The organism is Vibrio cyclitrophicus (assembly GCA_023206055.1).
GTDB classification, from domain to species: Bacteria; Pseudomonadota; Gammaproteobacteria; order Enterobacterales; family Vibrionaceae; genus Vibrio; species Vibrio cyclitrophicus_A.
Map to the genome: position 1 here is coordinate 1293221 of CP065367.1, position 11846 is coordinate 1305066.

The following is an 11846-nucleotide window of genomic DNA, read 5'->3' on the forward strand; positions in this document are numbered from 1 at the left end:
CGAAATATAGTGAGATGCGACCATGTTTGAGTCAATTCGCCGCAAAAAACAATCACAGAGGTTGCGAATTGTTGTTTTGTGTTCTTCATCACACTTTCTTAAGTTACCGGTAACATGTTACCGATAACACTTATAAGATAAAGCCATATTTACAAGCGATGTTCAAAATTGAGATCACGCGCAAATTTGTTAAGAGGATTGAGTTATGGCTGGTAGTAGTGTCATCGTCATGGGAGTCAGTGCTTGCGGAAAAAGCACAATAGGCGAGCATTTAGCAAAAAGACTTGGACGTAAGTTTATTGATGGTGACGATCTTCATCCTCGATCAAACATTCAAAAAATGGCGTCTGGCCAACCTCTTAATGATGATGATCGCATTCCATGGCTAGAACGAATTCGTGATGCGGCTTACAGCTTAGAGAGTAAAAACGAGCACGGCATTATCGTATGTTCTGCATTGAAGAAAAAATACCGCGACCAAATTCGTGAAGGAAACAAGAACATCACTTTTCTATTTCTCGATGGTGATATTGACCTAATTTTACAGCGCATGCGTCAGCGTCAAGGTCATTTCATGAAAGAGAACATGATTAAAAGCCAGTTTGAAACGCTAGAAAGACCAGACCATGAACCCAATACCGTAGTGATTAATATTGACGGCGATATAGATAAGGTCGTTGATTGTGCTGCCATTGTACTTTCGATGAGCGATGAGGCAATTGTATGACCCACCCGATTATCCAAGCGGTTACTCAAAGAATGCTAGAGCGAAGCCAAGCTGCTCGTAAAGAATTCCTCAAAAGAACCCAACACCAAGCTGCTGCAGGCAAAGGAGGGAAAGGGCTCTCTTGCGGTAACTTGGCTCACGCTGTTGCGGCATCTTGTTCGGATGAAAAACAATCCATTCTTGACCTAACCAAATCTAACGTGGCATTAGTCAGCTCTTACAACGATATGTTAAGTGCCCATCAGCCTTATCAACACTATCCTGATCAGATCAAAAAGGCGTTAGCTAAGTCCGGTCACACCTCTCAAGTTGCGGGTTGTGTTCCTGCAATGTGCGATGGTGTGACTCAGGGACAACCAGGTATGGATATGTCTTTGTTTTCAAGGGATTTGATTGCTCAATCGACGGCACTGTCACTTAGCCATAACGTGTTTGATTCGACCCTGTTACTTGGTATTTGTGACAAGATAGCTCCAGGACAACTGATGGGCGCGCTCTCTTTTGCGCACCTTCCCACCGCATTCGTTCCGGCGGGATTAATGGCAACGGGCATCAGCAATGATGAGAAAGTACACGTTCGCCAAGAACATGCAGCAGGTAAAGTCGGAAAGAGTGCCTTATTGGAAATGGAATGCAATGCTTACCACTCAGCTGGAACATGCACTTTCTACGGTACAGCAAATACCAATCAGTTGGTATTTGAAGCTATGGGTTTAATGCTGCCAGGCTCTGCCTTTATTCACCCAGACTCTGCACTTAGAGCATCATTAACTCAACATGCAGCTATTGAAATTGCTTCAATGACGCAAGCCTCAGCAAACTTCCGCCCACTTTCTGAAGTTTTTACAGAAAAAAGTCTCATCAATGGCATTGTTGCCCTGCTCGCATCGGGTGGCAGCACTAACCACAGTATTCACATGGTCGCGGTGGCACGCGCAGCAGGGTTTATTCTGACTTGGCAAGACATCAGCGATCTATCCGATGTGGTGCCGTTACTTGCTCGGGTTTATCCCAACGGCCCAGCAGATATGAATGCGTTCCAAGCGGCGGGAGGTGTTCCAGCCCTATTACGCCGTTTAGATCAAGCCAACTTACTGCACCGAGATGTCACACCTACCTTTGGCTCGTTTGAAGATCAAATGAGTATTCCAGAGCTGGAAAATGGCAAGCTAACGTGGAAAAAGTGCGAGCAGTCGGCAGACGCAGAGGTAATTGCAGGTCCAGAACAAGTATTCCAAAGCACAGGCGGAACGCGAGTCCTTTCAGGGAACCTTGGCAATGCGGTCATTAAAGTATCAGCAGTCGCTGAAGAACAGCGTGTAATAGAAGCGCCTGCAGTGGTGTTCGATTGCCAACACAAGGTGGAAGCTGCCTACCAAAGAGGTGAACTCAACAAAGATTGTATCGTTGTGGTGATTAACAATGGCCCTGCAGCAAACGGTATGCCTGAACTGCACAAACTCATGCCGATTCTAGGAAATATACAAAAGCAAGGTTTCAAAGTGGCCCTGGTTACCGATGGTCGCCTTTCCGGAGCCTCAGGAAAGATCCCATCCGCGATTCATGTCTCACCAGAGGCGATTCGAGGCGGAACTATTGGGCTTGTTCGCGAAGGCGATATTCTGAGCTTAGATTGCGCGAGTGGTGAACTCAATAACCTCAACGACATGCAGTCTCGCCAAGCGAGAGTGTTTGAGGCAGAGACCAACCAGCAAACCATGGGGCGCAACCTATTTAGTGTTATGCGCCAAAGCGTTTCGAGTGCAGAACAAGGGGCGAGTTTTATCGTCTAACTGTTTTATCGCTTAAATGTTGTCTCGTCCTAAAATACGTTGACAGTATTTCTACTAAGCCAATAGCGCCAGCTGTTGGCTTTTTTCATGCACCTCATTTGGAGTTTTCATCCTAAGGCTAAGGTGCGGCCTCATGTTGTTATAGGTACTTATAGACTCTTTTACTAGTTGTTTAAGCTCTCCGAGGTTTCTACACTTATCAAGTAAGAACTCTTGTTTCAGTATTCCATTTACTCTCTCTGCTAATGCATTTTGGTAGCAGTCATAACCGTCTGTCATCGAGGGGATTATGCCGCTACTTTTCAACTTATCTTGATAAACACCTGAGCAGTACTGGAGACCACGATCAGAGTGATGGATACACGAACAATGATATTGACGTCCCTTAACAGCCATATCTAGCGCTTTCACAACATCCGTCGCCTTCATTTCGTTGCTCAGCTCGTAGCCCATAATTTTCCGACTAAACGCATCAGTTACCAATGAGAGATAGTGAACTCCTTCATCTGATTGGACATAGGTTATATCACTCACCAACACACTCTCTGGACTACATGGTTGGTAATCCTTTAATAAGTTCGGGTGTTTCTTCATCCAATGTCTACTGTTGGTCGTTTTTGTAAAACTACGTTTAGGTCTTACCAATAATCGTTCATCTCTTAAGTATTTGAAAAGCGCATCTCGACCTAGCTTTATACCCTGTGCTTGCAACTTTGGCTTTAGTAAAAAGTAGAGTTTTCTAGTACCTACCCGAGGCATATAACGTCTAATATCCAACACCATTTGTTTGATGGGTTTAAGTTCCAACTGGCGATTAACAGCTCGCTTTTCTCGTTGATAAACGCTTTGTCTCGTTATCCCGCATAGCTTACATACTCGAACTAAACTTAGTCCTTCCTGCTTTTGAAGGCTTCTTGCTCCTTGGCTAGATACTTTTTTCTGAGACTGGTTCCGTGCTCAGCATCAAGAATATCAACTACTCTATTTAAAAAGAGATTCTTGATTTTTTCGTCTTCTAACTCTTTCTCAAGACGTTTTATTTTCTGTGCAGGTGATTCTTCAGGTTTAGGTGATTTGTGCATGGCATTGATCCTTGGATTTTGCGCCCAATTCATCTTACCGTGCTTTCGAAGCCAGGTTAAAACGGTTGAGCGGCCTTGGATACCATAAATGGTTTGGGCTTGTTTATATGTCATATCGCCTCTTTCTACAGCGGCGACGACCTGTAATTTAAAGCCTAGTGTGTAATCACGCTGAGTGCGCTTAACGTAGGTATTATTTGAAGTAGTCATAATTCGTCCTCAATGTGTAAACACATTTCAGGACGGGACATGTAAAAGCAAAAGGGGCATCATTTCGATGCCCCTTTCAGTTTCCGCAATACTTGGCTAAACGCTTTCGCCATCAGTGATGCGATAGCCCATATCCACTATCGTTTCCGTGACTGACTCACCTTTCAATCGGGCAAGCAGTAGCTCGGCACTTTTCTTACCTATTTCATAACGTGGCGTATCCACGCTAGTCAGTTTTGGGCGTATGGTTTGACCGATATCTAACGCGTTATAGCCCACCACAGATAACTGTTGCGGTACTTGGATTCCACGTTGCTGGGCAATGAGCAAGGTACCTATCGCGATGTCATCATTGGTGCAGAACACACCATCGAGATCTGGGTAATCCGCAAGAGCACGATCAAGCAGATCTTCAGCCAAAGAGAAGTTAGAGTGCTGTTCCGTCAACACGTGCTTAGGCTCTAATCCAGCCTCATGCATCGCTTTGTCATAGCCTTGCAAACGCAGCTTAGTTCGCGCATCCAGTCGAGCACCAAAGTAAGCAATAGAGCGTTTACCCGCTTCAATCATTCGCTTCACGACATGGTAAGAAGCATCAATATGGTCCAAACCAACAACCATGTCGATCGGATTGGTTGGTAGTTCCATCGTTTCAACAACAGAAACACCTGAATTCTTGATCATCTGTAACGTGCGCGGGGTGTGGTGGCTTTCCGTTAATATCAACCCATCAACCTGATACGAAAGCAGCGAAGCAATTTTTTCCTCTTCTTCCACAGCATCATAGCTAAAGTGAGCGAGCAACGTCTCGTAGCCATTCTCTTTAGTAACCGTTTCGATACCTTGAACAAACGCGGCAAAGATTTGGTTTGATAAAGAAGGGAGCAAGATACCGATCGCTTTACTTGACGACTTCGAGAGCATGGCTGGCGCTTTGTTTTCGATGTATCCCATCTCTTCAATAACCGCTGCAATTTTCACGCGAGTTTTGGCTGCAACTGAATCGGGATTACGCATGTAACGAGAGACGGTCATCTTGGTGACGCCTACTTTGTCTGCCACATCTTGAAGTGTGGTTCGAGTTTTCTTGTGCTGCTCTGTCATAACTATTTGAACTCTTTATTATGTTACAAGTAACATTATAAAGTTCTCACCCCCTCGAGTTCAACCCATTCGTTCTCATCGACACATAGTTTTGGAATTTTTCGTCCCCCAACTAGTTCGTATAGAGTTTAAAGTAGACTCGCACTATGCGTGCTTAATAAAGGCTTGGCTTAACTGCTGAAAGAGTGAGTCTACGTTAGGTAGGGAGGTCAGATGCGCGGACAACGGAGTATGAACCTGCGGGTCTACAACGATTGGATTCCCACAAACTTCATTATAAAAATTCACGGGCGTAACGATGTGTTCTAAGTCCGTATCCAACAAGATACAAGCTTGCGAAAGTACGATTTGGCCGCCCCCTTGTTTAAGCAATACACGCTGCGCAGTGCCCACTATTTTTTGTTTATTGATATTAAGGTTGTAGTCACCATCACAATAAGAACCGGGAGTTGCGTGTACATCCACATCAATGCCCAGATCTTTAAAAAACAGGGTTAAGACATCGCATAAATGTCGATACGCTTTTTGGATGTTGTAAGCTTCATCACGAGGCCAATGGTAAATGTGCGATAGGTTAATGATCCCCGGCAGCTGGGGAACGGGAGCCCCACCTGTTTTTCGTGAGGTGAGTTGCCAACCTTGTGCCGCGAGTTGCTTTCTAGACTCTACGGTCACCGGCCACTTTTTACCTGCGGGCAAAACAAGTGTTGGCGTTTTTGGTTGCCACAGCATTAAGGCTTGTCCAATCTCACCCAACTGTATTTGCTGCAATAACGCATCTTCTTTTTCAAACGCACGATCAACATCAATGTGCGGGTAACGTACGAGTTTATTCGTTAACTTCAATGCACTTTCCTCTACAGATTGTGGTGACCGACCATTTAACATTCCACAATGGTTGATGATAGATAGGGCTATATAAGATAGAAACAACACCAAAAGTTAGTTATTGATGTCATAGTTGCTTGTCAATTGCCCATCTCAAAGCCTAGTTCTAACATTTGTACACACACCAACAAAGGAATATATCAAGGACACTAGAATTCAATTTCGTGTTGATGAGGAAACAAAACGCCCAGCTCAACAAATGGCTGAGAGCCAAGGTCGCACTCTGAGTGACGCATGCCAGGAGCTTACTGAGCAACTCGCTGAACAACAACGCAAAGCATTATCTCACGATGCATGGCTAACTGAACAAGTAAACCTAGCATTTGAGAAGTTTGACTCAGGAAGTCCGTTTTCGTTGAGCACCAAACGGCTAAATCTCGAATGGAAGAGCGCAAAGCCAGAATCCGTAATCGAGGTAAGTAATGATTTTATGGGAAGAAGAGTCACTTAATGATCGTGAAAAGATCTTCGAGTTTCTCTATGACTTCAACCCTGATGCGGCAGAAAAAACCGACAACTTCATTGAAGCAAAAGTAGAAAACTTGCTTGAACAACCTTTAATAGGTGTGCAGAGAGACGGCATTTGTGGACGCTTACTTATAATTCCTGAGATTTCAATGACCGGATCTTACTGGGTCGAGGGCGATATCATCCGAGTTATGCGTGTACTCCACCAGAAAAAAAATTCCCTACCGATTGATCACTTCCTCTGGGGAACTAACGCTGGCATAACACGTTTGCTACGATATAGACTTAGCTGAATTTTACTGCCTTAATCACTGAAACTAAAGGCAAACCGACAACGCCGAATGTAGTAAATCGTGTTGATGCGATTGTTAAATGAACTCTTACTGCAAACCACGGTCATTGAGAACAAATTGGCGTAACTCGCGCTCTTCCCTCATGACATAAAGAATATATACAATATCATCGTTGGTTACTTTGTAAAAAATACGGCATGGCGGTAATACAATTTCACGATAATCTAAATGAGGAAGCTCAGGAGCACTACGGCCTGATAATGGAAAATCCTCTAAACGCTCAACACGATGGAAAACTGATTGAACTAAAGCCTTAGCCGCTAAAATATTATTAATAGCGATATATTCTGCAATTTCGTCCAAATCTAATAATGCTGATTCAGTCCAATTAATTACAGCCATTTATTCATCTTCTCTTTTGCGACTTCATGAGAAACTACACGATTATCTGAAATTGCTTTTTCACCGCGAGCAATACCTTCAAGAATAGCAATACGTTTTTGCATAAACTCGTAATCATCAACATCTAACAAATAAGCAGACGGTTGGCCGTGCTCTGTAATTAACACTGGTTCTTTTGAAGCATGAAGCTCAGAAAGAATCTTGGTTGCTTGACGTTTTAATGTAGTAACTAGCTCAACTTTCATATTCAGTTTCCATTATTGAAAGAATAAAGTATCACTATTGTATCACTTAATTGACCATTGAGACAGTTCATTTAACGCACAGTTAAGGGGTGAAGCACGCAATGACCAAGCCGCTGCATAGCACTTCAACACTGAAATCAACGCATACCAAAAATGCCATGCGTTGGGAATCTGTCTTAAGTGCTTTGTTATATTTCTGTTTTCGTCACGCCAATTTCTAACATAATCACATGAAAAAAATCACTTAATTCTCAACACATGGATTTCTGACATGTATTCTGTAGAAACCAATGACACTGCTTGCGATAAACAAAACGTCTATTAATACCGCTACTGGTGAGCCAACGATAACATCATGTACACCCCACACTCCTGTCCCAATAACCATCAGCCAACGCATTAGCTTGTCGTTGCTACTAAACGAAGCTTTCGTATGCAATAACGACGCTGTACAACTCAGAATGCTCGTTAAACCACTGAAAGTTAAAACCGTACCTAACAAAGTAACGAAATAGAACAACCACTTTATTTTAGGGTTTGAAATGAAGATGCCGGCTAAGTATCGGCATGCTCCTATTACCAGCAAACATGCCGCAGTCCACTCATTAAGTAGAGCGAAATGCGCGGCAATCAATAATGCCGATATGCTTAATGCGGACAAAAGTAGCGTACGATTTTTAAACTGAAACGATGCGATATCGAATAACGCAGCTAAACCAACCAATATTTGGGAGGCAAGAAAAAGGGACATAACCCCTCCAATAATAACCAAGTAATAGAAAAACGTTCTAGTAGCTCAGAACACTGAACACATAATTTAGGTTATAAATTGCAGGGGACGTATATCGCGACAGCTTGAGTCAAACAGATAGAGGAAATATCAACATTAAATATATTCATATTGTATTTCCCCCGTCGGCGCTGCTAATAATGAACGCGATTCTACAGGAAAGTGTCGAAGAAAAAAGGTAATGTCACCTTTCGTTACCATTCGACATAACCCATTGATCTTATGGATTATGACAATAGCTGAAAAGAAATATAACGCCCACTTAAGGTGTGAACCACGCTACCACGGCATTAAACTGGAGCGCCGTAACCACTGAACTTGACCCAAACCAAAAATGCCAAGCGTGGGGAATCACTCTTAAATTGTTTGTTAGCTAACAACTATCAGAATGGTATGTCATTACCTTTTAGCCCTTTTGCCCTATCTGTGTAATAGACATTAGAAGCTGGCTCTGAATATAAGATACCTGGTTTTAAAGGAAGGCTATCGTCAAAAGCAACGGTATCTGGGGTTGTGTTTAACTTATCCAGAGGTTTGGCAACCCGCTTCCAATATGAGTCATAACCCTTTGCAACGGTACATAAGTAGCCAATAATCTCTCCGGATGTTGTTTGATCAATAACGATGTCGTCTACTTCAGGGGTTTGTATAGCTTTGAACATCATTTCACGCCAAGCATTTAGGTTACCTTTTTTTAACCCTTATGGTTTAGCATACCAAGAGCCATCATTTTTCATAATGCTACTCATCATAACTCCGTGTAAGTACTTTATGATTAGATAAATACTCTTGGACTTCTCTCATTTCATCCATCATTGTTTCAGGTACTTCATAGCCCTTAGAACGCACATCATTCACAAAAGCAATTAGTTCCACTGCCAACCTTTCATTTAGAGAATGCATTTCTACTAAGGAGTTACGAATTTGCTTATGAATGGTATTTAGTTTGGCATTTTCTCTTTCTAAACGGTCAATTTTTCGCTCTAAAAGATTTACCGTTGCATTGGCATCTTTTATGCGCTTATCGTTAATTGAAATCGTGGTCTCTTTTTCTCTACTCAACCACAGAATCAACCCAGATATAACAATAACTGGGACAGCTACATATGTGAGATACACCCCCACATAAGGTACGGTGAATATGGTAATACCATAAACAATGGAGGTAAGCCAAAAAACTCCATTAATAAAATCTCGCATTGCTACACCCTGATAAAAAATTATTTGTCAGAGAATATCAAAATACAGAATAAAGGTATAGCATTCTGTTTGTGTGACTCATGTTAGCTAACGCCGCGTTAAGTAGTGAGCAACGCCACCACCCTACCTAAAACCTTGCCGCCTTAAACACTAAAGCTGACGCAAACTGAAAGTGCCGAGCGTTGGGAATCTGTTTTAAACGCTTTGTTATAGCGAATCACTTGACACCAGAAAGTGCTTTGAAACCAACACATATGAAAGCGAAATATTTATAGCTTCACGAGTCTCATAAAAATACTTACTCTGACGAAGTACCTGCTCTTTAAAGTTATCAAGTAAATCGATGATTTCTAGTAAGTCAGCTGAATCGGTATCTGATTTTTTATAGTTACACATTGCTAATTCAAAAAAACCAATAGAACTCTTCATACTCTCATAGTTGTTTTTATTCTTGTATATTGAATTCCATAAAGATTGGTAGTTATCCGGTAATTCACCAGGAACATTGATGGTTTTTGTTATAGCAATAATCTTTTGAATTTTATAATTGGTATCTGGCTTCAAGCTATGTGAGATATAGAACTTAACAATAAATGAACGTAATGTTTTATAAATAAAATATATCAAGGCAAAGAGTACACCATAGATCGCGCATGTTATTAAAAAAGGTACAAAAAATTCATAACCCAATAACCTTCCGACTAGTTCCATGTATAGTTTCCTTTTGAATCGCTATAACACCTGCATAACACGTTTGCTACGATACAGACTTACCTGAATTTTACTGCCTTAATCACTGAAACTAAAGACAAACTGACAACGCCGAGTGTAGCAAATCGTGTTGATGCATTTGTTATAAGCACATCTTGGCGTAAACCAAAGTATTATCCAATTCACCCGATGGTAAACGTCGAGCATTCATTAATTGAGCTTCAAATTGGAAACCACAACGCTTTGCTACAGCCTGACTTTTTAAGTTTGAGCTAGCCATTTTAATTTCTAATCGTTGAGCGTGATTATCAGTGAAGGCATATTTTTCAATAATATTTACAGCTTCTGTTATATAACCCTTACCTACTTTCGACGTTTGTAACCAATAGCCAATTTCAAAATAAGGAACAGATTTATCTCGAACAATAAACCCGATAACACCGATAAATACACCAGTTTCTTTTTCGATGATATTAAACCAAAACTCACCAGTGAAATTGGTAAAATTAGCTAGAGCCTCTTTGATATTATGCTTGAGTTCATTCTCTGTTAGTGACTCAGAAACCCAAGGCAAAAATTGGGATAATTCAGCCCGACTTTCATTAATAACTGTCAGCATTGAACCCGCATATTTCAAAGATGGTGGGACTAATTTTATTCTCTCATTTTCCATATGAGTACCCTATTTTGACTGTGCTTATAACGCCGCATTAAGGTGTGAGCGGCGCTTGGCTATACTTGAGCGAAGCGAAACCGCAAGCGTTGCGAATGACTCTTAAATGCTTTGTTAAATTTCAATTAGTACCAATCTGGTTCAGGTTGCTCTTCTACACTAACTTCAACACTTCCACGCAATGAAGGAATTGTAAACGTTGAAATGTGGGGCTCATGAAGCTCGCCATTCTCAAATGTATATTGCAAATCTAATTCAGCTTTAAGTTCCAACGTAAAAGTTTCTTCTCTTCTCGTTGAACCAAACGTATAAATGCAACCATCCTCTTTGTCGTATCTTCCGTTGGTAAAATCTGGACCAACCACTTCAACATAAAGGTCAACGCTAGCTTCAATTGTTATTTGGCTCTCTTCATCATCAATGTCGATAACATTAATTTCAAAGTCACCGACATTTTCAACCTCATACTCTTCAACTTCTGCATCTTCCCAAGTTGAACTATTGTAAATATCACAATCTTCGACATAATCTCTGAACATGCGTTGGATCTGTTCATTTTCTGCCACAAGGTACTCTTTTACTTTTTCAGTTCTAGCATTTGTATGTTGGTTATAAACATCCAGAAGCTTTTCCAAACTATCTAATGTAATTAAACGTTCATTGCCTTCACAATATGTCTTCAAATCTTTGTCATCGGAGATGATATAAATTTTTTCATTCTCTTCAAGATAACTTTCCAATGAGAGGAGAGAAATTGCATCTGGAAATTCTGCTTTCTTCTTACCAGCCCCGAAAGGTGGCTTTTGCTCAAAGTACAACTCTAACAAATGCTCCGGATCTACTGCATCAGCTTCGACATACTCATAATTGCAATCTGCATTATATTGCTGAAATACCTGACTTGCTTTCCGATATACCTCGGGGTCATTAACATCAGAGAAAAGTGATGAGAGATGTTCATCTTCAATAGTCGCCAAAACACGAGCTTTCTTTTTGAATGATTGAAGAGAGCTTAAGGCTTCTCGAATAGAGTCTTCAATTTTCCCATCAACTTCCTGTTCTACTACGCTTGTCAATAAGTAGCGTAGTTCCCCTTGTTGACATAGATCTTTTAATGTCACAAAAGGACGCGAAGAAAAATTAAAGTTATTCTTCACAAAGTATTGTGTATCGATAAACAAGATTCTTGTTTCTAACATTTTACACCTATGTCAATTTGAAATTTAACGCCGCGTTAAGTAGTGAGCAACGCCACCACCC

At 41.3% G+C, this 11846-nt stretch carries 15 protein-coding genes and 1 pseudogene; 4 read left to right on the top strand and 12 right to left on the bottom strand.

The window, feature by feature from the left end:
- Positions 1-205: 205 nt before the first annotated feature.
- Positions 206-727, top strand: coding sequence for a gluconokinase (locus ITG09_21345; protein UPR53934.1), 522 nt, complete (start codon positions 206-208; stop codon positions 725-727).
- The gene (locus tag ITG09_21350) at positions 724-2520 is read left to right on the top strand and encodes a phosphogluconate dehydratase (protein ID UPR53935.1); all 1797 of its coding nucleotides are present in this window, start codon (positions 724-726) and stop codon (positions 2518-2520) included. The genes ITG09_21345 and ITG09_21350 overlap by 4 nt, the downstream gene beginning before the upstream one ends.
- A 54-nt stretch (positions 2521-2574) precedes the next feature.
- Here the strand turns inward: ITG09_21350 and ITG09_21355 are convergent.
- The 3 genes from ITG09_21355 to ITG09_21365 form a co-directional block, all read right to left on the bottom strand.
- Positions 2575-3812, bottom strand: a protein-coding gene (locus ITG09_21355; GenBank protein ID UPR53936.1) for an IS3 family transposase whose coding sequence is annotated in 2 segments (ribosomal slippage) — positions 2575-3440 and positions 3440-3812 — 1239 coding nt in all. Because the reading frame shifts where the segments join, the coding sequence is not laid out codon by codon here.
- 96 nt (positions 3813-3908) lie between these two features.
- Positions 3909-4916, bottom strand: a complete 1008-nt coding sequence (locus ITG09_21360) for a substrate-binding domain-containing protein (protein UPR53937.1) — start codon at positions 4914-4916, stop codon at positions 3909-3911.
- A gap of 144 nt (positions 4917-5060) precedes the next feature.
- Positions 5061-5762 (bottom strand): lipoate--protein ligase, encoded by a 702-nt coding sequence (locus ITG09_21365; GenBank protein UPR53938.1) that lies wholly within the window; start codon positions 5760-5762, stop codon positions 5061-5063.
- A 241-nt stretch (positions 5763-6003) separates the two neighbouring features.
- On the opposite strand from ITG09_21365, the pseudogene ITG09_21370 reads away from it, so the two are divergent.
- Together ITG09_21370 and ITG09_21375 are read left to right on the top strand one after the other, a co-directional pair.
- Positions 6004-6227 (top strand): annotated as a pseudogene (locus ITG09_21370) (damage-inducible protein J).
- The gene (locus tag ITG09_21375) at positions 6227-6565 is read left to right on the top strand and encodes a type II toxin-antitoxin system RelE/ParE family toxin (GenBank protein UPR53939.1); all 339 of its coding nucleotides are present in this window, start codon (positions 6227-6229) and stop codon (positions 6563-6565) included. Before ITG09_21370 ends, ITG09_21375 begins: the two are co-directional and overlap by 1 nt.
- 87 nt (positions 6566-6652) lie before the next feature.
- Here ITG09_21375 and ITG09_21380 read toward each other — a convergent pair whose 3' ends face one another.
- The 9 genes from ITG09_21380 to ITG09_21420 all read right to left on the bottom strand — a co-directional run bounded on the left by ITG09_21380 (position 6653) and on the right by ITG09_21420 (position 11785).
- Positions 6653-6967: a type II toxin-antitoxin system RelE/ParE family toxin gene (locus ITG09_21380; protein UPR53940.1), complete on the bottom strand. Its 315-nt coding sequence runs from the start codon at positions 6965-6967 to the stop codon at positions 6653-6655.
- The gene (locus ITG09_21385) at positions 6958-7212 is read right to left on the bottom strand and encodes a type II toxin-antitoxin system Phd/YefM family antitoxin (GenBank protein ID UPR53941.1); all 255 of its coding nucleotides are present in this window, start codon (positions 7210-7212) and stop codon (positions 6958-6960) included. The genes ITG09_21380 and ITG09_21385 overlap by 10 nt, the downstream gene beginning before the upstream one ends.
- Positions 7213-7294: 82 nt before the next feature.
- Positions 7295-7372, bottom strand: coding sequence for a DUF3265 domain-containing protein (locus tag ITG09_21390; protein UPR55229.1), 78 nt, complete (start codon positions 7370-7372; stop codon positions 7295-7297).
- 84 nt (positions 7373-7456) lie between these two features.
- On the bottom strand, positions 7457-7963 hold the full coding sequence (locus ITG09_21395) for a YgjV family protein (protein UPR53942.1): 507 nt from the start codon (positions 7961-7963) through the stop codon (positions 7457-7459).
- Between the two features lie 422 nt (positions 7964-8385).
- Complete coding sequence (locus ITG09_21400; GenBank protein ID UPR53943.1) at positions 8386-8667, bottom strand: hypothetical protein; 282 nt, start codon at positions 8665-8667, stop codon at positions 8386-8388.
- Positions 8668-8743: 76 nt separating this feature from the next.
- Positions 8744-9202, bottom strand: a complete 459-nt coding sequence (locus ITG09_21405) for a hypothetical protein (GenBank protein ID UPR53944.1) — start codon at positions 9200-9202, stop codon at positions 8744-8746.
- Positions 9203-9409: 207 nt separating this feature from the next.
- Positions 9410-9913, bottom strand: coding sequence for a hypothetical protein (locus ITG09_21410; GenBank protein UPR53945.1), 504 nt, complete (start codon positions 9911-9913; stop codon positions 9410-9412).
- Positions 9914-10055: 142 nt separating this feature from the next.
- The gene (locus tag ITG09_21415) at positions 10056-10586 is read right to left on the bottom strand and encodes a GNAT family N-acetyltransferase (protein ID UPR53946.1); all 531 of its coding nucleotides are present in this window, start codon (positions 10584-10586) and stop codon (positions 10056-10058) included.
- Positions 10587-10711: 125 nt separating this feature from the next.
- Entirely contained in the window at positions 10712-11785 is a 1074-nt protein-coding gene (locus tag ITG09_21420) for a DUF4935 domain-containing protein (GenBank protein ID UPR53947.1), read from the bottom strand.
- Positions 11786-11846 lie beyond the last annotated feature (61 nt).